The 22,647-nt window shown below is 34.3% G+C and carries 21 protein-coding genes; 11 read left to right on the top strand and 10 right to left on the bottom strand.

Going from position 1 to position 22,647, the window contains the following annotated elements; all coding sequences use genetic code 11:
- Positions 1-23 precede the first annotated feature (23 nt).
- Both INR76_RS08550 and INR76_RS08545 read right to left on the bottom strand, forming a co-directional pair.
- Entirely contained in the window at positions 24-1,331 is a 1,308-nt protein-coding gene (locus INR76_RS08550; protein WP_223107489.1) for an AarF/ABC1/UbiB kinase family protein, read from the bottom strand.
- Positions 1,332-2,000: a TetR family transcriptional regulator C-terminal domain-containing protein gene (locus INR76_RS08545; protein WP_223107488.1), complete on the bottom strand. Its 669-nt coding sequence runs from the start codon at positions 1,998-2,000 to the stop codon at positions 1,332-1,334.
- A gap of 239 nt (positions 2,001-2,239) precedes the next feature.
- On the opposite strand from INR76_RS08545, the gene htpG reads away from it, so the two are divergent.
- The 6 genes from htpG to INR76_RS08515 all read left to right on the top strand — a co-directional run bounded on the left by htpG (position 2,240) and on the right by INR76_RS08515 (position 10,186).
- Complete coding sequence (gene htpG, locus INR76_RS08540; RefSeq protein ID WP_223107487.1) at positions 2,240-4,132, top strand: molecular chaperone HtpG; 1,893 nt, start codon at positions 2,240-2,242, stop codon at positions 4,130-4,132.
- Positions 4,133-4,264: 132 nt separating this feature from the next.
- On the top strand, positions 4,265-7,948 hold the full coding sequence (locus tag INR76_RS08535; RefSeq protein WP_223107486.1) for an HYR domain-containing protein: 3,684 nt from the start codon (positions 4,265-4,267) through the stop codon (positions 7,946-7,948).
- Positions 7,949-8,073: 125 nt separating this feature from the next.
- Positions 8,074-8,907 carry a DUF6503 family protein gene (locus INR76_RS08530; RefSeq protein ID WP_223107485.1) on the top strand — a complete coding sequence of 278 codons (834 nt, stop codon included), beginning with the start codon at positions 8,074-8,076 and terminating at the stop codon, positions 8,905-8,907.
- Between the two features lie 6 nt (positions 8,908-8,913).
- The gene (locus INR76_RS08525; RefSeq protein WP_223107484.1) at positions 8,914-9,267 is read left to right on the top strand and encodes a MauE/DoxX family redox-associated membrane protein; all 354 of its coding nucleotides are present in this window, start codon (positions 8,914-8,916) and stop codon (positions 9,265-9,267) included.
- Positions 9,260-9,877 carry an alpha-ketoglutarate-dependent dioxygenase AlkB gene (locus INR76_RS08520; protein WP_223107483.1) on the top strand — a complete coding sequence of 206 codons (618 nt, stop codon included), beginning with the start codon at positions 9,260-9,262 and terminating at the stop codon, positions 9,875-9,877. Before INR76_RS08525 ends, INR76_RS08520 begins: the two co-directional genes overlap by 8 nt.
- Before the next feature lie 21 nt (positions 9,878-9,898).
- The gene (locus tag INR76_RS08515; RefSeq protein WP_223107482.1) at positions 9,899-10,186 is read left to right on the top strand and encodes a TIGR03643 family protein; all 288 of its coding nucleotides are present in this window, start codon (positions 9,899-9,901) and stop codon (positions 10,184-10,186) included.
- A gap of 7 nt (positions 10,187-10,193) precedes the next feature.
- On the opposite strand, the gene INR76_RS08510 is transcribed toward INR76_RS08515, so the two are convergent.
- Positions 10,194-10,973, bottom strand: coding sequence for a S1/P1 nuclease (locus INR76_RS08510; RefSeq protein ID WP_223107481.1), 780 nt, complete (start codon positions 10,971-10,973; stop codon positions 10,194-10,196).
- A 147-nt stretch (positions 10,974-11,120) separates the two neighbouring features.
- Between INR76_RS08510 and INR76_RS08505 the strand changes: the two genes are divergently transcribed.
- From INR76_RS08505 to INR76_RS08485, 5 genes are all read left to right on the top strand, one after another.
- On the top strand, positions 11,121-11,981 hold the full coding sequence (locus INR76_RS08505; RefSeq protein ID WP_223107480.1) for an SPFH domain-containing protein: 861 nt from the start codon (positions 11,121-11,123) through the stop codon (positions 11,979-11,981).
- Between the two features lie 11 nt (positions 11,982-11,992).
- The gene (locus tag INR76_RS08500) at positions 11,993-12,922 is read left to right on the top strand and encodes an alpha/beta hydrolase (protein ID WP_223107479.1); all 930 of its coding nucleotides are present in this window, start codon (positions 11,993-11,995) and stop codon (positions 12,920-12,922) included.
- A 3-nt stretch (positions 12,923-12,925) separates the two neighbouring features.
- Positions 12,926-13,087, top strand: coding sequence for an Arc family DNA-binding protein (locus INR76_RS08495; RefSeq protein ID WP_223107478.1), 162 nt, complete (start codon positions 12,926-12,928; stop codon positions 13,085-13,087).
- A gap of 51 nt (positions 13,088-13,138) precedes the next feature.
- The gene (locus INR76_RS08490; RefSeq protein ID WP_223107477.1) at positions 13,139-14,473 is read left to right on the top strand and encodes a DUF819 domain-containing protein; all 1,335 of its coding nucleotides are present in this window, start codon (positions 13,139-13,141) and stop codon (positions 14,471-14,473) included.
- 103 nt (positions 14,474-14,576) lie between these two features.
- Complete coding sequence (locus tag INR76_RS08485; RefSeq protein WP_223107476.1) at positions 14,577-15,290, top strand: DUF4369 domain-containing protein; 714 nt, start codon at positions 14,577-14,579, stop codon at positions 15,288-15,290.
- On the opposite strand, the gene INR76_RS08480 is transcribed toward INR76_RS08485, so the two are convergent.
- The 7 genes from INR76_RS08480 to INR76_RS08450 form a co-directional block, all read right to left on the bottom strand.
- Entirely contained in the window at positions 15,285-15,551 is a 267-nt protein-coding gene (locus tag INR76_RS08480) for a hypothetical protein (RefSeq protein ID WP_223107475.1), read from the bottom strand. The genes INR76_RS08485 and INR76_RS08480 overlap by 6 nt on opposite strands.
- 37 nt (positions 15,552-15,588) lie before the next feature.
- Positions 15,589-16,566, bottom strand: coding sequence for a type I phosphomannose isomerase catalytic subunit (locus INR76_RS08475; protein ID WP_223107474.1), 978 nt, complete (start codon positions 16,564-16,566; stop codon positions 15,589-15,591).
- Between the two features lie 4 nt (positions 16,567-16,570).
- Positions 16,571-16,978 carry a 6-carboxytetrahydropterin synthase gene (locus INR76_RS08470; protein ID WP_223107473.1) on the bottom strand — a complete coding sequence of 136 codons (408 nt, stop codon included), beginning with the start codon at positions 16,976-16,978 and terminating at the stop codon, positions 16,571-16,573.
- On the bottom strand, positions 16,975-17,493 hold the full coding sequence (gene idi, locus INR76_RS08465) for an isopentenyl-diphosphate Delta-isomerase (protein WP_223107472.1): 519 nt from the start codon (positions 17,491-17,493) through the stop codon (positions 16,975-16,977). Before idi ends, INR76_RS08470 begins: the two co-directional genes overlap by 4 nt.
- A 106-nt stretch (positions 17,494-17,599) precedes the next feature.
- Positions 17,600-19,546, bottom strand: a complete 1,947-nt coding sequence (locus INR76_RS08460) for an OmpA family protein (protein WP_223107471.1) — start codon at positions 19,544-19,546, stop codon at positions 17,600-17,602.
- 152 nt (positions 19,547-19,698) lie between these two features.
- On the bottom strand, positions 19,699-21,633 hold the full coding sequence (locus tag INR76_RS08455; protein ID WP_223107470.1) for an OmpA family protein: 1,935 nt from the start codon (positions 21,631-21,633) through the stop codon (positions 19,699-19,701).
- A 17-nt stretch (positions 21,634-21,650) separates the two neighbouring features.
- Positions 21,651-22,595: a type IX secretion system membrane protein PorP/SprF gene (locus tag INR76_RS08450; RefSeq protein ID WP_223107469.1), complete on the bottom strand. Its 945-nt coding sequence runs from the start codon at positions 22,593-22,595 to the stop codon at positions 21,651-21,653.
- Between the last annotated feature and the right edge of the window lie 52 nt (positions 22,596-22,647).

Genomic DNA, 22,647 nt, shown 5'->3' with positions numbered 1-22,647 from the left:
TTAAACATAAAGTTAATTTTTTATTAAATATACTTTTTGTAGTTATTGATAGAAACCGCTGCTCCCAAATCATTTAATAAATTATACAACCCAAAGAAAGTTCTATTGATATATAAAAAATGCTTAGAACCTCGATTACCATTCATTTTACGTAATTCTGTGTCTTTTGAATATTTATCACTTAATTCGGCAATTTTTCCGAAGAAAACCTCATCTGAAAAATCAAACGTTTCGCCGTGAAATGGTTTTGTAAACAAACTCAGCATTTCATGAAATAACTCTGAAAAAAACTTTACCTCTTCGGGTGAATCATCATTTCTTAAAATTTCTAACTCATACATTTTCTGCATAAAAACATCGGGGTTATTGATGTTTTCGGGTTTTGCGAGTTCAAAATAGGGTGTGTAAAATTCTTCAGGTACTTTTTTAATACAGCCAAAATCGATAGCAATTAAATTTCCGTCCTCGTCAACCAAAAAGTTCCCGGGATGCGGATCTGCATGAACGCTTTTAAGTTCGTGCATTTGAAACATATAAAAATCCCACAATGCCTGCCCTATTTTGTTGGCTTTGGCCTTGTCTTGATTATCTTTTGTAAATTCTGAAAGGTGCTTTCCTGTCATCCAATCCATTGTAATGATGCGATCTGTGCTTAGATCTTCATAATACTTCGGAAATTTTAAATTGGGAATGTTTTTGCAAGCCTCAGTAGTAAATTTGCTTTGAGCCACTTCTAGATTGTAGTCTGTTTCTTCAAGTAACTTTTCTTCAATTTCTTTAAAGTATTTTTCAGAATCTTTACCTTTTAAATTAAACATTTTGATGGCAAAAGGTTTAACTAGTGCAAGGTCACTGCTTATACTGTCTGCAACGCCCGGATATTGAATTTTAACAGCTAATTTTTTTCCATCTTTTTCAGCTTTATGCACTTGACCAATACTGGCAGCCGCCACTGAGTTTGCATTAAAAGAATCATACAAATCCTCAGGTTCTTGATTAAAATATTTTTTAAACGTTTTACGCACCAAAGGCGCAGACAATGGCGGAACTTGAAATTGTGCCAACGAAAATTTTTCTACATATGCTTTCGGCATGATGTTTTTTTCCATACTAAGCATTTGTGCTACTTTAAGAGCACTTCCTTTCAGGTTTTTTAAACCGTCATAAATATCTTCGGCATTACTTTCATTTAAAGCATCTTTGTTGAGGTCTGGGTTAACAAGTTTACCACTATAATATTTAAGATAGTTTCCGCCAACTTTTACTCCGGTACTAACTAATTTTCCGGCGCGTTTTATTTTTCCCGTAGGAATTGAATCTATTGTCTTCATTTAATTCATTTTATCTTTCCAAAGAAATTTACCAAAGTCTATCACACTTTCTAAAGGTGTCGTTTCAAAAACATCAAAGATTGCTCGTACAGATTTTTCAATCACAACGTCTGTTTTTTCAAAAGAAGGTGAACTATCCTCCATCCAATATTTTAAAATAAATAGAGTTTGAAGCCAAGCGCCTTCAGAAAAAACAGAAACAGGCTGTTTTAATATTTTAAGATTTTTTTCTTTGTTTTTTTCATTGATCAATTCAGAAGAAAATTCTTTTACTCTACTGCGAAGTCCTTTTAATTGTGAGAGGTTTTTCATCATATCTTTATGCTCTTTGAGAGCGAAAAGAACATAACTTCTATTTGCGGTTAGCATTTCAAAAAAAGTAAAGAAAAAAGTGAGCATTTTTTCTTGGTTGGTAAAGCCATTATATGCTTTATTTTTATGAGCCAATTGTAATGAATGATCAAAAAAAGTGTTCCAGATTTCATTGCGTAACCCATCAAAAGAACCAAAAAAGTTGTAAAACTCTTCTTCTTTCATAGCATGTTCTTTACAGAATTTGTAAACACTCTTAGGCACTTGTTCATTCTCTAAAACATACGTCATATAATTAGTGATTATATCCTCTCGAGTGATTGCTTTCTTTTTGGTCGCTGTTTTCTTTGTTGCCATAGTATATGCTTTTATGTGTAGTGTTGATTATGGATTAAAAATCAAATCCTTAACAATGTAAAGATACAAATTGTTTAATCTTTTTTAATAATCAATAAACAAAATGTTGTGTTAAAGTTTCCGGTTGATTAGTAGTAAATTACTTCAAAAACTTACAAAGTGACAAGCTGTCATATATACTACAAATGGTATTTTATTTGTCAAGTATATTTCAGAAAAAAATAAAAATAGATATAACCATGAGTAAAGGAACTATTAATGTATCAGTTGAAAATATTTTTCCGCTGATAAAAAAGTTTTTATACAGCGATCACGAGATATTTTTGCGTGAGCTTATTTCAAATGCAACAGATGCAACACTTAAACTAAAACATTTAGCCAACATTGGGGAGGCAAATGATGTTGCTTACGGAAACCCAAAGATTGAAGTAAAAATTGATAAAGAGAATAAAACTCTTCATATAATTGATGAAGGTATTGGGATGACCAAAGATGAGGTTGAAAAATACATTAATCAAATTGCATTTTCTGGCGCCGAAGAGTTTATTGAAAAATATAAAGATAAAGAAGGTGAAGACACCGGAATTATTGGTCATTTTGGCCTTGGCTTCTACTCTTCATTTATGGTGGCGAGTAAAGTTGAAATTATCACAAAGAGTTTTAAAGACGAACCAGCTGCACATTGGGTATGTGATGGATCACCAAACTTCACCTTAGAAGAAGCAGATAAACAAACCCGTGGTACCGAAATTATACTTCACATTTCTGAAGATGAGACCGAATTTTTGGAAGAAGGTCGCATACGTGAGTTATTGGTTAAATACAACAAGTTTATGCCTATTCCAATTAAGTTTGGAATGAAAACCGAAACGTTACCAAAACCAGAAGATGCCAAAGAAGATGATCCTGCGCCAACTAAAGAGGTTGAGAACATTATTAATAACCCAAACCCGGCGTGGACAAAACAACCAACCGAGCTAGAAGAAAAAGATTATAAAGGATTTTATCGCGAGTTGTATCCTATGCAATTTGAAGAACCTTTATTTCATATTCACTTAAATGTTGATTATCCGTTTAATCTTACAGGAATACTTTATTTCCCTAAGATGACAAACGATATGAACATTCAAAAAGATAAAATTCAATTATACCAAAATCAAGTATTTGTAACAGATAATGTAGAAGGTATTGTTCCAGAATTTTTAACGATGCTTCGTGGTGTGATTGACAGCCCTGACATTCCGCTTAACGTTTCGCGAAGCTATTTACAAGCAGATGGAGCTGTAAAGAAAATCTCTAGTTACATTACTCGTAAAGTAGCAGATAAGCTTAAAACGTTATTTAACAATAATCGCGAAGACTTTGAACAAAAGTGGAATGACATAAAAGTTGTTATTGAATACGGAATGCTTACCGAAGATAAGTTTTTTGAAAAAGCTCAAAAGTTTGCATTATACCCAACAGTAGATGGAGACTATTTCACATTTGAAGAACTAGAAGAAAAAATTAAAGAAAACCATACCGATAAAGATGGTAAACTAGTTGTATTATATGCTTCAAATAAAGACGAACAACACAGCTACATACAAGAAGCAAAAGACAAAGGTTACACAATATTAATGCTAGACTCTCCTATAGTATCTCACTTATTACAGAAACTAGAAGGAAGCAAAGAAAATGTAAACTTTGTACGTGTTGACAGTGAACCTGTTGAAAATTTAATCAAAAAAGAAGAAAATCAAGTTTCAAAACTTTCAGACGAAGAAAAAGAAACTTTAAAAACCTTTTTGACTGAAACAATTCCTTCTGAAAAATTTACCGTTCAACTAGAAGCGATGGATAGTAAAGCAAACCCATTTGTAATTACCGAGCCTGAGTTTATGCGCCGCATGAAAGAGATGCAGCAAACCGGTGGCGGTGGCATGTTCGGTATGGGTAATATGCCAGAAATGTACAATTTAATTGTAAACACAAATCACGAATTGGTTTCTGAAATATTAAACACCAAAACTCAGAAAAAGAAAGAACGTTTGGTTAATCAAGCTTTAGATTTAGCCAAGTTGAGCAAAAATCTTTTAAAAGGTGAAGATATGACCGCGTTTATCAAACGAAGTTACGATATGATAAAGTAATAAGTAATTTCTTACATAATTGTCAAAAACCGTCTTAATTGACGGTTTTTTTGTTAATAATTTTAACCATAAACCTCTGATTTAAAATTATTTTAACGTATTTTTGGAGGTATAACCAAAAATTTAACAATTATGAAAAAAATTACATTCGTAGCTTTTTTATGTATGTTAATGACGGTTCCTATAGCTTGGGGCCAAACATCACTAACATCTACTCACTCAGGAAACTCCACTGTTTCTATTAAAAATGGTCCGGCCGGAACTGCGACCATTAAAAACAATCCTGCAGTTAGAGCTCCTTTAACTATCACACACAACGCAACTCAAAACATCACACCCGGTCTAGAAATTGCTTGTGCCACATCTGGAGTACCTTCTGTTTTTAGAGATAACAACATTTTTAATGATTATGACCTTGTCAATGATTTTGGCGTAACAAATGACTTTGGGGTAACCAGTGTTGAATTTGCGATAGGAACTATAAACACTCCTAGTTCATTTCCAATCACCGTTAATGTTTGGTCATCTGTGGGAGCATTTCCCGGAGGAGCACTTACCCTACAAGGTTCTGGTGTTTACACAGCAACCAATGCCGATGTCAACTCTATTGTATCTGTACCCGTTAATGCAACTATTCCACTAGGTGATAATATGGTTATAGAATTAGTACTTGTTGACGATGGTACTGAGCAACACGGCATGCGGTTTGGGTGTAATAATGATGGGTATTCAAGTGAAACTTGGATACAAGCAGCCGATTGCGGTGTAACATCTCCAGTAACTTTAACCTCTCTAGGTTTTTCACAAGATATTGTCGTTAATGTAATAGGAAGTGCCGCTCCAATAATTGCCTGTCCTAATGATATTATGGCAGATACAGATCCGGGAGAATGTGGTGCTATAGTTAACTTTACAGATGCTATTGGTCTTGATCCTGACGGCGGAACTGTTACCATTACACAAACAGCCGGTCCTACAAGTGGAAGTCAATTTCCTACCGGTGATACAACTATAGAATTTACCGCTACCGATGATGAAGGATCTATAGCAACTTGTCAATTTATTGTAACAGTAACCGATATGGAAGCACCTGAGGCGCTTTGTCAAAACATTACGCTTGACTTAATGGGTGGTTCTTCAGTATCTATTACACCAGCAGATATTGACAACGGTTCTTCAGATAACTGCGGAATTGTAGATTACTCTTTAGATATGGATACATTTACGTGTGCTAACGTAGGTGATAATACAGTTACATTAACTGTAACTGATGATGAAGGAAATATTGATACATGTACTGCTACAGTAACAGTTGAAGACAACACTGCACCAGATATTACGTGTGTAGGTGAACCTGCAGTATTTAATATTCTTGAAGAATTTGAAGCAGCAACCATCCCAGCCGGATGGACAACTGTTGTTGAGTCTGGAGCTGACGATTGGGCATTTGGATCTGGAGACATGCCAGGATCTGCAGATGATTTCCCAACCAACGCTGCTATTTTTGATGACGATGCTGCTGGAAGTGGACAAGTAAACCTCGTAAGATTACTATCTCCTGTTTATGATATTTCTGGAGCAGTCTCAGCAGAACTTAACTTTGATTATTCACTGCAAGACTTTGTAGGTGCCGGTGATTTAATTGTTGAAGTATGGGACGGTGCGGCTTGGCAAGAGCTATTATTTATAACAGAAGACACACCTCCTACTACGTTCGGTTTAACCGATGTAATGTCATTTGCAAACTCAGATTTCCAAGTGCGTTTTACCTATGATGATAACGGAGGTTTTGCATGGGGAGCAGGAGTTGACAACTTTGTTTTCAACTATGAACTTGCTTCAACTCAACCTCTTGAAGTAACATTAGACGCTGATGGAAACGCAACAATCCCTGCTTCTGATCTTATTCAATCTGTGACTGAATCATGTGGATACACAGTAACAGTTGGAGGACCAGCCACTGGCGGCGGATCAACTACCGAAACATTAGAAACTACTTTTGCAGGAGGAAATGGTCTTGATGGCGCTATGTTTGACATAGTAGCAATCAATGATGTAACCATTAACTCTTTTGATGTAAACCTAGATACAGGTGTATCTGATGATATTGAAGTTTATTATAAATCTGGTACTTGGGAAGGGTTTGAAGAAGACCCAAGTGCTTGGACTTTATTAGGTACAGCTACCGTTACCTCAGCAGGAGACGGCCTACCAACAGCGTTAAATTTAAGCTTAGGACAAGCAATTGCAGCTGGAGAAACAGGAGCATTCTATGTTACTACAACTGCAGGAGGAATGAATTATACCGACGGGGGCACTACAGGAAATGTGTTTGCATCAGATGCTAATATCGAATTTCTTGAAGGAGCCGGTAAATCATATCCGTTCGGAAGTTCAACGTTTGATCCTCGTGTTTTCAATGGAAATATCATATATGATGTAGGCCCTCAAATTGACACAGATGTAAGTTTTGATTGCTCAAACCTAGGTGAAAGCGAAATAGAAGTATTTGTTACAGATGACAGCGGAAACTTCTCTTCATGTATCGCTACCGTTAATGTGATTGACGTTACAGCACCTATAATCACTTGTGGTCCCGAACCAACACTTTCAGAAAATGTAAATGTGAGCCCAGGTGTCGCAATTCCTGATGATAGCTCAACAGGAGTTTCTACAACACTTACTGTTACCGAAGACATCACTATTGATGACTTAAATGTAGACCTTGACATTTCTCATACTTGGGTAGGAGATGTTATTGTTACTCTTACTTCTCCAGCAGGGACCTCAGCAGTTATTGTTGACAGACCAGGTTTTGATGGTTCAGGTTTTGGATGTAGCGGAGATGATATAATGGCTACACTAGATGACGAAGCTACAGAAGCTGTAGAAGACGAGTGTGAAGATCTTCCTGCTATTGGTGGTTCATTTACACCTAACAACCCGCTTTCTGTTTTTGATGGAGAGAGCTCTATGGGAGATTGGACCTTAACTGTATCTGATAATGCAGGCGGCGACACAGGTACACTTAATAGTTGGGGAATAACCTATTCATATGCTAATCCTAATCCTGATATCTTTATTGAATTAGGACCTGACGGAACAGCAACTATTGACCCTTATGACATTATAAATAATGTTACTGAAGCTTGTGGAATCACAACAGTAGCTTCAGATATTACTGAAGTAAGTTGTGCAGACATAGGTACACCAATGACGATAACTGTATTTGCTAGTGATGCAAGTGGAAACATTGCTTCTTGTACTGCTGAAATCAATGTAATTGATACTATTGCACCTGAAGTAACATGTCCTGAAGACCAAACAGTTGATCCGGGCGAAGGCAACTTATTCTACGAAGTGCCAGATTATTTTGCACTAGGAGAAGGTTTTGCAGTAGATAACTGTACAGATCCTGTGACTATCACGTCTCAAGATCCAGCTCCAGGTGAATTAATTGCAGATGGTGAGTACACAGTTACTTTAACTGCTGAAGATGAGTACGGAAACGTTGGTACGTGTACCTTCCAATTAACAGTTGAAAGCGTATTAGGTGTTGATGATTCTCAACTTAGCTCTGCAGTAGCTATGTATCCTAACCCAGCATCTAGTCAAGTTACTATTTCAAACAAATCAAATATCGCATTACAAAATGCTGTTATTTATGATGTTAACGGTAAGTTGATTAGCCAACACGACCTTCGCAATATGCAAGGAGAGCAGGTGATTGATGTATCTGCATTGGCAACTGGCGTATATATGGTACAAATTGTTAGTGATAAATCAAGCGTTACAAAACGATTGATTAAGGAATAATAATTCCATAATAACCAACCAAAGTAAAACCCCTTCTCAATATTGAGAAGGGGTTTTCATTTTTCAAATTATAAAATAAATATAAAGTGGATTATAAGTTAAGATTGGTTTTATACTTTTATGGCATGAAAAAATTATATCTATTATTAGGCGTAGTATTACTTCTAGCAAGTTGTAATACCAATCAAAAAAAGAATCAAGAAGAAAAAATTCCAACGGAGCAAAATAACGGTATTGGAGATGGAGCACCGTCTCTTTCTACAGCATTTGCCAACACTATTGAGAGTACTCACAATAAAGAAGCTTTTTTAAATAATAATAATGTTTCTTTTGACATTTCTCTCAACTTTAATGGAGAAGAGCGATTAGCCGGAACATTTATCATGCGAACCAATTCTTCTAAGGTAAAGTATATTACAAAGGACAGCACAACCATTATTTATGATGGAAAGGATGTATATATGAGTCCTGAGAATTCAAATATGAAATCTGCTAGATTTGATATTCTTACCTGGCCATACTTTTTTGCTTTGCCCTTTAAACTCACAGACCCAGGAACCGTTTGGGGAGATGTTGAGCAAATTTCAGAAAAAAACAAATCATATTCTAGAGCAAAACTTTCTTTTAAGAATGATGTAGGTGACACCTCAGACGATTGGTATCAAGTTTATGCAGATAATGAGACAAATTTATTAAACTATGCCTCTTACATTGTAACTTTTGGAAAAAGTCTAGATAAAGCTGAAGAGAACCCTCACGCAATTTTGTATGAAAATTACCAAGTAATAGATGGTGTAGCCATTTCAGATAAATGGAAGTTTTATAATTGGAGTGAAGAAAAAGGATTGTTTGGCGAACCATTAGGAGAAGCAAAATTGACCAATATAAAATTTGTTGAATCGGTAGATTATACCGTTCCAGAAAACGCTTCAGAAGTAAAACTACCAACAACAAAATAAATAACCATGATATTACCTTGGCATCAATACCTATTGGGTGTTCTATTAATTTTGGCAGGTGTAAATCATTTCAGAAAACCAAAAATGTATGAGCGCATTATGCCTCCTTACATTCCTGCACACGCTACAATGGTTTTGTTAAGTGGCATTGCTGAAATGTTACTTGGATTTATGCTCTTAAATAAAGACACTCAAAGTATTGCTGCCTGGGGTATCATTGCTATGCTAATTGTGTTTTTTACCGTCCACATTCATATGCTGCAAGATGAAAAAGCCGCGATGAAACTACCCAAATGGGTATTGATTCTGCGTATTCCTCTTCAATTTGCTTTAATCTATTGGGCTTACCAATATGTATGATGAGTTTATTTACTTCAGAAAAAATAATGATTCTATTCATTTTGAGCTGCCGGACGCTTCTGTAGTATATTATCCAAATTTTATTTCAGATAAAAAGGCCAATCAGTTTTACAAATTATTAATAAATAACACGCCTTGGCAACAAGATGATATAAAAGTTTTTGGAAAGGTTTACCAGCAACCACGCCTTACTGCTTTGTACGGCGAGAAAGGAAAGTCATACACCTACTCTGGCATTACTATGCAAGCCTTGCCTTTTACTTCAGTTTTAAAAGAGATTAAAAGTATGGTTGAAACAGTTTCAAAAGAGGCATTTACCACGGTTCTTCTTAATTTATACCGCGACGGAAATGACAGCAATGGTTGGCATAGCGACAATGAAAAGGAATTAGGTAAAAATCCAATGATAGCTTCAGTAAGTTTTGGTGCAGAGCGTATCTTTCATTTAAAGCATAAAGAAAACAAAGGTTTAAAAAAGTCAATCATGCTACAACACGGCAGTCTTTTGATAATGAAAGGAGCTACACAAGAGAAGTGGAAGCACCAAATTCCGAAAACGAAGAAAACTGTAAACCCTCGAATTAACTTAACCTTTAGAACAATTAAGTAATTAAATTGTATTTTTCAGTTTATGAAAAAAGAAGAAGAAAAGTTTACAGACAGAGAGCTTGATCGAATTATCGAAATGGCTTGGGAAGACCGCACTCCTTTTGATGCTATTACATTTCAGTTTGACATTAGCGAACAGGAAACGATTGAAATTATGCGGCGCCAATTAAAACCGTCTAGTTTTAGGTTATGGCGCGAGCGTGTACAGGGCAGAAAAACTAAACATGCAAAACTAAGAGAAACAGATTTTGACAGGTTTAAAAGCAGCCGACAAAAGCATATTACACATAATAAAATTTCAAAGCGGTAATGTATGATTAGCCAAATATCTCGTTAAGGACTTTGGCCAAGCGTATTCCTCCTTTTTGTAGTTGTCCTCTCAAAACATCCATATATTCATACATATATGGGTACCATAGTTTATCTCCTTTTTCTGTTTGGCTGTAAATATCTTTACAAAGAGCACGGCTTTCATACATCCAGTCAATCACAGTACCACTTTGTATGGTATTTAATTGTGAGTTTGATAATTCTTCTGCGTTTAAGGCTAATTCAGAATAAGACATTTCATACTCTTCAATCATTTTGGTATCCCAAACCGTATGTAAATTAGTGCCCTCATTAAACCATCTTACCTGAAAATCATTACCTCCTTTATCTTCTGCAAGTCCAATATGTAAAGGTTGATGTAAATCACCAATAAAGTGTACTAAAAGTTTTAAATGAAAGATTTTTTCTTCTTCTGAAACAGATTCATCTTTAAGTTTTTCTATACACGTATTTATTGCAACGATAATATCACCTTTTTCATTTTTGGGGTGTGTTTCATATGTCCCATCAAAAGGAAAGTTTACATAATGCCAAGGACCATACTTACGGTATTTGTTGTCACTTTTTATTTCATCTGCATAGGTTGAGACCATTGCGAGTGATTGTCCATTAAGTAAATTTGCTATGTTGCGTTTTGCTTTTTTTGTTAAGTATTTTTCGGCGATTGCACCGGTTGCTCTATGGCCATTTCTTCCCCAATCATCTGCTGCGATTGAGGTCATAGTGATTAAGAAAACTAAAAAAGATAATATAATAGGTTGTCTCATAATACGATATTATTGCTTATTCAGAAGAAATTGTAAGCAAAGATACTATTCCTAAAATTAAGTTACTGTTATAAAAACTTGCAAAATATGGAAAAGTAAATTATATTTGATTAATATCATTTTAATATCAAATTAAATTTTCAAACTATGTCAAATGAAAAAACTATTGTTCCGGCTAATGGCTATTTAATGCTATTTATATTTTTTATTATAATTATCATAGGGGTTCTTGGCATTTTAATGACAAAAAATCCTTGGTTTATCGGTTTATTCTTTTTAGCGTTTATATGCCTACCTGGGTTTGTATTGGTAAATCCTAATGGTTCTCGGGTGCTTTTGCTATTTGGTAAATACATAGGAACTATTAAAAAAAACGGTCTCTTTTGGGTAAACCCATTGTATGCAAAGAAGAAAATATCACTTAGAGCTCGTAATTTTGATAGTGAACGTCTTAAGGTAAATGACAAGTTAGGCAATCCCGTTATTATAAGCACCATATTGGTTTGGCGTGTACGTGACACACATAAAGCCGCATTTGATGTAGATAATTATGAAAATTTTGTTCGTATTCAAACCGATGCCGCTGTTAGAGAATTAGCCAGTAAATATCCCTATGATAATTTTGCAGATGAAGGAATGGATGCAGATATCACTCTTCGCTCCAGTATGGAAGAAGTAAATGAAGCTTTGGTTAAAGGACTTGATGAACGATTAACTATCGCTGGAATTGAAGTTCTAGAATCTCGTATTGGGTATTTAGCCTATGCAAATGAAATTGCAAGCGCCATGCTTAAAAGACAACAAGCTACAGCTATCGTTGCCGCAAGACATAAAATTGTAGAAGGCGCTGTTAGTATGGTTGAAATGGCTCTAGAAGAACTTAGTAAAAAACAAGTAGTTGATCTTGATGAAGAACGAAAAGCTGCTATGGTAAGCAATTTAATGGTAATTTTATGTGGTGACAAAGATGCCTCACCTGTTGTAAATACAGGTACTTTAAATATGTAAACAATATCATTATGAAAAATCTACTTATAGCATTCTGCTTTTTGTGCTTCGGAAACAGTATTGCACAAAACCCATTTATTTCAGAAGAAATTGCTGTAACACCTTTGATTGAAGGTACATTATTACTACCTGAAACTTCTGAAAAAAAACCTCTAGTCATCATAATAGCCGGGTCTGGTCCTACAGACAGAAATGGCAACCAAAATATGATGAAAAACAACTCGCTTAAGTTTTTAGCAGAAGAATTATACAATAAAGGAATAGCTACATACCGATATGATAAGCGTATTTTAAAAATTATGAAGTCTGGTACTATTGATGAAAAAAAAATAAAATTTGATGATTTTATTGATGATGCTATTGCAGTGACAGATTATTTTCAAAATGACTCTCGTTTTGAAAAAATTTTTATCCTCGGTCATAGTCAAGGATCTTTAGTAGGAATGATTGCAGCCAAAGATAAAGCAGATGGTTTTATTTCAATAGCCGGTGCCGGTCAAGAAATTGATGATGTAATTGTAGACCAATTATCAAAACAAGCTCCCGGGCTAGTTGAAAACGCCCGAAAATCTTTTGATGATCTTCGTGTCAATGGTGTTGCGCAAAATTACAGCCCTGGATTAGCTTCTATTTTTAGACCTCAAATACAACCTTTTATTTATAATTGGATGCAATACAACCCTCAAGAAGAGCTTGATAAACTATCTATTCCTGTTTTAATAATTAATGGCGATAAAGATTTACAAGTTCAGGTTAGTGAAGCAGAGAAATTACAAGCTGTAAAACCAGATGCGATGTATAAGGTTATTCCAAAAATGAACCACGTTTTAAAAGAAATAGAAGGAAATGACCTTGAAAACAGTAAATCATACAATCAGTATAATCTTCCAGTTTCTAAAGAACTTATAACCACTATTACTCAATTTATTGAAGAAAATTAATGTATGCCTAAAAAGAAAGCCTTTGCCTTACGTGTAAACGAAGATATGATGAAAGCTATTGAAAAATGGGCTTCAGATGAATTCCGTAGTACCAATGGGCAGATTGAATGGATGCTTCACGAAATGCTGAAAAAAGAAAATAGACTTCCTAAGAAAAAAGACTAACATATGGTTTTTATTCAAATAATTGTATTTTGCAGCTAAACTATATACCCAATGCAAGATACAGCCGAAAAAATTATTGACACCACTCCCCTATTTACAAATGACACCATTGTTTTTGGTGTGTTAATACTATGTTTAGGTTTTATATTTTATACTTCATCAAGAGAAACGGGATTTTGGAAATCTTTCTATAAAATTGTTCCCGCGCTCTTTATGGCCTATTTTTTACCGGCTTTGTTAACCACTTTTGGCGTAATAGCTCCAGAATGGACAACTGTAACAGATACGGGAGAAACGGTTGAAAGTAGTTCTAGTTTGTATTATATGTCTAGTAGGTATTTATTACCTGCCGCTTTAGTACTAATGACTTTGAGTATCGATATTAAAGCTGTATTTAATCTTGGGCCTAAGGCATTAATAATGTTTTTTACAGGTACAGTGGGTATTGTTATTGGCGGTCCATTAGCTGTATTATTGATAGGAACTATATCTCCAGAAACTGTGGGAGGAGCCGGAGCAGATGCTGTTTGGAGAGGTTTATCTACCCTAGCCGGAAGCTGGATTGGTGGTGGTGCTAATCAAACGGCTATGCTTGAAATTTATGGTTATAATCAAGAGTTGTACGGTGGGATGGTGTTTGTAGATATTGTTGTTGCCAATATATGGATGGCTATAATTTTAATAGGAATAGGAAAATCAACCCGAATTGACAAGTGGTTAAAGTCTGACACCTCTGCAATTGAAGCTTTAAAACAAAAAGTTTCAGACTATGCAAAAACCGTAGATCGCAATCCTACTTTAACAGATTTGATGATACTAGCCGCCATTGCCTTTGGGACGGTAAGTTTTGCTCATTTTGGAGCAGGATATTTAAGCACTTTTTTTGAAGATTTTGTAAATAGTTTTCCAAAGGGAATCACACGCAATATTTTCACCTTCTTAAGTTCTTCATTTTTCTGGATGATTACCATAACGACCATTATAGGTGTACTTCTTTCATTTACAAAAGCTAAAAGCTATGAAGGGGCCGGGGCAAGTAAGTTTGGTAGCGTTTTTATTTACATTCTTGTAGCAAGTATTGGAATGAAAATGGACCTAACGCTAATCTTTGATAATTTCGGTCTTATTTTTATTGGCTTGGTTTGGATGGCCATTCATGCTGGTTTATTGATACTCGTTGCGAAGCTTATCAAAGCTCCCTATTTTTTCCTTGCAGTAGGTAGCCAAGCAAATGTAGGAGGTGCTGCCTCAGCACCTATTGTAGCTTCAGCATTTCATCCCTCGCTGGCAACAGTTGGAGTATTATTGGCTGTATTTGGGTACGCAATTGGTACAGTAGCAGCAATACTTTGTACTATATTAATGCAATTGGCTGCGGTTTCATAAGTAAGGTTATTAAATGAACTATAAATTATGAAAGTTATTCAGCTTTCAAGTTTTCAGTTTTATTCAAAATATGCATCTTTGCGACCTTAAAAATTGATAATACATGAGAAACTTATTCATATTGACATTGATCGCAATAACTGTTGCATGTAGTTCAGATTCTAAAAAAGAAATGCAGCTTTCTGGGAATGTAAAAGGACTAAAAAAAGGCACATTATTACTACAAAAAATTGATGACTCAATACTTGTATCTATAGATTCTGTGGTTGTAGACGGTAATTCAAATTTTTCTTTTTCTGAAGAAATAAACAGCCCTGAAATGTATTATTTATACCTTCGGTTAAAGGATGGAAGTTTACGTGATGATAGAATTCCGTTTTTTGCAGAGCCGGGAGAAATTACTATTGAAACAAGCTTGAAAAACTTTGGAAAAGATTTTAGCATTAACGGTTCAGAAAATGAAAAAGCACTTAATGATTATAAAAAATTGATGAAGCGTTTTTCTGACAGAGATTTAGATTTAATCAAAGAAGAGCTTACTGCGCAAAAAGAAGGTGGCGATTCACTAATAAATGCTATAAAAAAGAAAAAAGCTGCTGCACTCTCAAGTAAATATCTTGCCACAGTAAATTTTGCTCTTAATAATAAAGATAAAGAAGTAGCTCCTTATCTATTACTTAGTGAAATATATGATGCTAACGTAAAATATCTAGATACTGTGTATACTTCACTTACTCCAAATGTAAAAGACTCCAAATACGGGAAGCTTTTGGAGTCTTTTATTAGTGAGCGAAAAACTATGAACGATAGTTTATAAAGCGTTAATTTTATCAATTAACTTTCTACCTTCTGCTTCAAGTTCTTGATTAATACCTTTAAAGTGTTGTTGTTTATTTTCAACATCTCTTTGGTTAACTTTTACAATTAAAGCATCAAAGACAGCGATGGCTTCATCAATTATTTTTTCAGAATCTTCAGTTTCTTTTTCTGGGTGGGTAAGTTGCCAGATATAGACAGCCTCGATAATATCACCCAAAACGTAATTTATATCTCTCTTTAATTCACGTACACTTGCCATTTTTTTATTTTTAAAATTTTGCGCAAGATACGAACATTTAGGGAATGTACGTTTCTAAAAGTGAAACACTTGATGAAATAATTGTAAGCGAAGTAAAACTTGCTGGTATCAATAATGTTTCTCCTTTTTGTATTTTTTCTGAAAAGCCATTTGCTTTAATGGTTGCTTCTCCATCAACACACATATAGACAATAAAAGAATCTATCGTTTTTAAATCTCGTTCAAAGGTTTGGGTAATAAAAAGTTTATTGGTTTCAAAAAATCGTGTACTTTTTAAAGGAATTACCTCATTCTTTAAGTTTTCATAGGTAACTTCTGCATTGGTAGCGTTATAATCTATAGCTTGTTTAGCTAGATCTGTATGTAACTCGCGCATTTTTCCATTTAAATCTGGACGATCCCAATCATAAATACGATAAGTAATATCTGATGTTTGTTGAATTTCAGCTAAAAGAATTCCTGCTCCAATTGCGTGGACGGTTCCTGGGGTTAAGTAAAAAACATCACCGGCTTGTATGTATTCAAAATTTAAAATTTCAGAAAGTGTTCCTTTTGAAAGGCTTTCTAAATATTCTTGCTCACTAGTTCCTTCTTGAAAACCTAATATTAATCGCGCCCCTTTTTCTGAAGCTACTATGTACCACATTTCGGTTTTACCAAAACTATTATGTTTTTCTTTTGCCAGCTTATCATCTGGATGCACTTGTACAGAAAGGTCTTGATCTGCATCTATAAATTTAAAAAGTAACGGAAAGGTGTGACCAAAGTTTTTATACACATCAACACCAACTAACTTTTCTTTATATTTTTTGATTAACTCTGTTAATGATTGATTTTTAAGAGATCCATTGGCTACTTGAGAAATAGCTTCTTCAACCCCCGAAATTTCCCAACTTTCCCCTGTTTTTTTTGTTCCTTTTTTCTTTAAAACAGTATGTAACTTATCTCCACCCCAGACTTTCTCTTTGAGAATTGGAACAAATTTTAAAGGATATAAATCAGGGAGTTTAGTCATTTTTTTAGCCTGTGTAAACTACAAAATTTCGAGGAGTTTCATATAGTTTTACTGAAATTTCAAACTTTTTGTCTAAGCGTTTTCTTAATCTATCCCAAATTACCATTGCAATATTTTCAACGGTGGGGTTTAGGTTTTTAAATTCTTCTACCTCAACATTTAAGTTTTTGTGATCTAGGTGATCTTCAACTTCTTCTTTTATAATTGTTTTCAGAATATCTAGGTTTATTAGATAACCGGTTTTAGGGTCAACATTACCTGTAATCCCAACTTCAAGTTCATAGTTATGCCCGTGAAAGTTTGGGTTGCTACATTTACCAAAAAACTCGAGGTTTTTTTCTTTACTCCACTCTTTTACAAACAGTCTATGTGCTGCATTAAAATGTGCTTTTCTGAAAACTGTTAAACTCATACTGCTAAATGTTGATAAAACTTATCAAATATAATCTTAAACCACTCAGTATATATAGCTGGATTGTTTTTTATATCTTTTTTTACATCTTCTAGAGTCATCCATTTCCAGGCAGCTACTTCATCTGGGTTTATATTTGGCTCTTCATTGTATTTACCTACTAGAATATGATCAAACTCGTGCTCGGTAAGGCCATTATCAAAAGGAGCTTTATATATAAAAGATATAGTTTCTTTTAAGTCTGTAGTAAACCCCATCTCTTCTTGTAGTCTTCGTTTTCCTGCATCAATATTAGATTCTCCATCTCTTTGATGACTGCAACAAGTATTGGTCCATAAACCAGGCGTATGGTATTTATGCAGAGCCCGTTGCTGAAGCATTAATTCGTTTTTATCATTAAAAACGAAAACAGAAAAAGCTCGATGTAATAAGGCTTTTTCATGGGCTTCCATTTTGGGCATTAATCCTATTTTTTCATCCTTTTCATTAACAAGGACAACTTTTTCTTCTGACATGCAATTTCAATTTTTTCAAAAATACGAAATAGCGCCTTGTAAATAAAACCAAAATAAAAGCGTTCAACAACTATTGAACGCTTTTTAAAACAATCTATCTATTAATTTAGTTTTGAATTATAAACATGGATCGTCTATTTAATTGGTGTTCTTCTTCTGTACATTTTACATTATTGCTACACGCGTTGACCAATTCTGTTTCACCATACCCTTTTGCACTTAACCTATCCTTTTCAATACCACGTTCTACTAACCATTTTAAGGTAGATTGTGCTCTTCGTTCAGAAAGGTTTTTATTGTATGCATCTTTTCCTCTTGAATCTGTGTGTGACTCGATATGAATTACTAATTCTGGATATAGCTGCATTGCATACAAAATTTTTGCCAACTCTACAGATGCATCTGGACGAATGTTATCTTTATCATAATCAAAATATATAGGTTGCAAATCTAAACGGCATCCCAAATCATTGGGAGGACAAGGGTCTTCTAGTTTTAATTGAATATTTAAATTAATTATTCCGCCTTCGTCTGGCGTTTCAATAATTTCTTCGTTAGGAAAATAATTGGATTTGGTTGCTCTAATAATATATTTTGTATCACATTCTGTTGTAAAACTGAATGCAGCATCTTCACCTACAGTAATTTTTTCAATAAGCTTATTATCATCGCTAAGTATTGATACAATTGATCCGGGAAGTAGCTCTTCTGTATCAATGTCTGTAACAATTCCGTTAATAGTCATGATACATTTCTCATAGAAATAATAAATTTCATCATCTATGGTTCCGCGTCCTCCACTGATATTTGATGTATAATAGCCTGTTCCTTTTGATTCTTTTGTGATGAAACCAAAATCATCCATTTTCGTGTTGATGGGTTCTCCAAAGTTTGTTATTTGTTTAAGGTTTCCTTCTGAATCTATAGCTGAAACAAAAACATCTAATCCTCCATAACCACCATACCCGTCACTTGAAAAATAAAGGTTGTTATTTTCACTAATAAACGGAAATGTTTCTCTTGCTTTTGTATTAATTTCTTCTCCTAAATTTACAGGAGTTCCATACATAAATGAGCCATCGGTTCCTTTTGTTAGTTCAACATACCAAAGGTCTGATCTACCATAGGTGCCAGGCATATCTGAGGCAAAATACAATCGTTTTTCATCATTACTCAAAGTAGGGTGTGCTGTACTGTAATTTGAATTATTAAAAGGTAATTCTTTTATATTACCCCAACTTACACCATCTTCATTAAGGGTGGCAGAAAACAACTTTAATCTTATAGTTCTAGATTTATCATATCCTTTTTTACCATCATAATAATTATTACGAGTAAAAAACATTGTCTTGCCATCCTTTGTAAAGGCCGTGGAAGATTCGTGATATTCTGTATTTATATCACCTTTAAATGGTGTTGCGTTTGATAAACCTCCTACACTGTCAATATCTGCAATATAAAGGTCTAGATATGGTAAATTGGTCCAACTATGGGTTTTAAAATGTTTACTATCTAATGTTGAAGCTGAAAAAACTAACTTGTCTTTATAGTATGATGGCCCAAAATCTGAATATTTTGAGTTAACAGCTACCTTGTTTATAATGTATTTAAAAGGATGTATCCCTAATGACTTAAGATAGTCTGGATCGTTTTCAAAAGCTTTTACTTCTTTTTCTGCTCCACCTTGACTTACATAAATCTGCATAAGTTCATCAGATTTTTTATAGTCTTCTATACTCTTTAAAGATTGAGCAATTCTATAGTAATCTTCAGTATTAATTTCAGAAGGATATTCAGCAAGCAATTTGTTATACCAATGTACAGCATTGATATAATCACTATTGTAATAGTAGGTGTCTCCTAGTTTTTTATAAATTTCACCAGAAGTAAACCCGTTTTCAACTACCTTAAGATAAATCTCTCTGGCATTTATGTAGTCGTATTTATCAAACTCGTTATTTGCTTTGGCAATTTTATTTGTTTGTGATAATCCAGTTGTTAAACCTAAAAACAATACCCCTAAGGTTGTTATTAACTTCGCTATAACTTTCATTATTTACATTCTAAAAAATTAATAATGTTTTAAAATGTATTAGTGTGCTACTTATGAACCTTTTTGTTTTTATTGGGATAAAAAGATTCTTTAGTATCTAAAAGTGTTTGTTACATAGCTCTATTATTAGGGGAGTTTTTAGTTATAAAAATTTAATTTTGGATTATAAACATTGATCTTCTGTTTAATTGATGTTCTTCTTCTGTACATTTTACACCATTAGAACATTCATTAACTAAACGATTTTCACCATAACCTTTGGCACTTAACCTATTGCGATCAATTCCTTTTTTCACTAACCAGTTGAGAGTTGCTTGAGCTCTTTTTTCAGATAAAGCTTCATTATAACTATCATTACCTCTAGAATCTGTATGAGATTCTATATGTATTACAAGCTCTGGATACTCTCTCATTGCAGCTAAGATTTTTGCAAGTTCTATCTCGGCATCGGGACGGATATTATACCTGTCAAAATCAAAATAGATAGGCTGTAAGCTTAAGCGACATCCTAAATCGTTAGGAGGACACGGGTCTACAAGTTTTAACGGTAATGGAACTTCAAGAGTTTCTGTTTTTGCTGGTGTTGTTACTATTTTTTCATTAGGAGCATATTGTTGTTTTGTTCCTCTCACGGCATATTGATTCTCACAACCCGCGATAAATTTATATCGAGCATCAGCTCCTACGGTTTGTGAACCTACTTCTTTATTATTTGTGTCTAAAAGAACTACCAATGCTCCTGGTAATAATTCACCGCTATCTTCATCGGTAACAAGACCTGTAATAGTAACTTCACATTTCTCTTTAATAAGGTAAATCTCGTCATCAATACTTCCTCGAGCTCCGTCTCTATTTGAAGTAAGATAGCCTCTACGTTTACTTTCTTTGATAATAAAACCAAAGTCATCTTGACTACTATTTGCTGGTTTTCCTATGTTTTTTACTTCTCCAGGGTTTCCTTGATCATTCAAAGGAGTTACAAAAATATCAAAACCTCCAAGTCCTGCTCTTCCGTCACTAGAAAAGTAAAGGTTGTTTGCTTCACTAATGTACGGGAATGATTCTCGTGCTTCTGTATTGATATTATCACCTAGATTTACCGGTTCACCATAGTTGTTGTTTCCTAAAATATCTACATACCAAAGATCTGACATTCCTTTGGTTCCTGGCATATCTGAAGAAAAATACAGTCTTTTCTCATCCTTACTTAGCGTAGGATGCGCTACCGAATAAGCATCACTGTTAAAGGGAAGTTCTACAACATTTGTCCAATAAAATTCACCGCTTTTGGTAGCCTTATATAACTTTAATCGAATAGTTTTTTTATTGTCTTTACCTTTTTTACCGTCTAGAAAGTTATTTCTAGTAAAATACATGGTTGACCCGTCTCTTGTAAAAGCAGGTGTAGATTCATGAAACTCAGTGTTTATATCACCTGGTAAAGACTGAGCGTTTGATAACTCACCTGTTTCTGAATCTATATCTGCAACATAGAGGTCTAAAAAAGGCTGGTCATTCCATTCTGCCACTTTATTTCCTTCAGCATTATTTTTTGAAGCCGCAAATACTATTTGGTCCTTATAATATGAAGGTCCAAAATCTGACGCATTGCTGTTAATTGAAACTTTATCTAGCACAAATTCTCTAGAAGCATTTGCAATACTATTTAAGTAATTGGGATCACTTTTAAAGTTTTTAACCATTAAGCCTTCACCACCTATTGCCGCAAATTGAGCCATCAACTCATCAGACTCATTATATTTACCTAAACTTTTTAAAGACTGTGCAGCTCTGTAGTAATATTCTGCCTCGATATCGTTCGGAAATTCTTTTATTAATTTGGAATACCATTTTGCTGCATTATCATAATCGCTATTCCAATAATAGGTATCGCCTAATTTCTTATAAATTTCAGCAGATTGATAGCCGTCCTTTACAACTTTTAGGTAAATTTCGCGTGCATCTATGTATGCGAATTTGTCAAAATCCTCATTAGCTTTTTTTATTTCTTTACGCTGTGAAAAAGACACAGTTACTATGCAAAAGAAGAGGAGAAAAAAAATCGATTTATTAAATATAAATTTCATAATGAGTTAGTTTGTATTTAGAAGAATCTTGGTGTAAGTACCCTTTCCGGTCTGTTAAATAGATCAAATCGTAGAAATACTTCATAAGAACCATCACTGAAATCTTCAATATCTGTGGTTTGATAATCATACCCAAAACCAATAAATATTTGATCGCTTACTTGAAAACCAGCCATAGCACTCAATGCTGCACTCCATCTATAAGAAGCTCCTAATGTTAATTTATCATAGATTAAAAAGTTTGCTGAAGCATCCCATTGTAGAGGTGACCCGCTTACAGCTTTCACCAATGTTGCTGGCTTAAACTTTAAATTTTCATTAATATCAAATACATAACCAGCAATTAAAAAATAGTGTAGTCTTTCTGCTGGAGCAACATCATCATCAAAGTCATAATTTTCTAGAGTTGACTCATCAAAGTGTTTTGATGTTAAGAAGTTAGGAACCGATAAACCGGCATAAAACTTATCTGTATTAAAATATACACCTGCTCCTATTTGTGGTTGTATCTTATTGTCAATGTTTTGTTCAAACACATCATTTTCATCAAATATGTTTAGTCTATTAAAATTCACATCTAATAAATCTAAACCTGCTTTAAGTCCAAAGGATAATTCTGCAGCATCTGAGGTATTGATGGTATATGAATAATCTATGTTAACATTTGATTCTACTGCCGGGCCTATTTCATCACGAACAATTGAAAGACCAAGTCCCATATTGTCTAATGCTCCAATAGGAGAATTTACAGTAAAGGTTCCTGTCTTTGGTGCTCCTTCTAGACCCACCCACTGTGAACGTAGCAATAAGCCGAAACTTAAGGCGTCTCTAGATCCCGCATACGCAGGGTTTACAATCTGTGTATTGTACATATATTGTGTGTACTGCGGATCTTGCTGGGCATTGCTTGAAAAGCTCCCAAGTAAAATCAAAACTAAAATGGCTAAATAACTGTGTTTCATCGTTACATATTTTTATACCCCCGGAGTAACTACTCCGGGAGGTTTTTGACTT

The organism is Marixanthomonas sp. SCSIO 43207 (genome assembly GCF_019904255.1).
In the GTDB taxonomy this organism is placed as follows: Bacteria; Bacteroidota; Bacteroidia; order Flavobacteriales; family Flavobacteriaceae; genus Marixanthomonas.
Note: the sequence above shows the minus strand (reverse complement) of the source record. Positions and strands in the feature narration are given on the sequence as shown.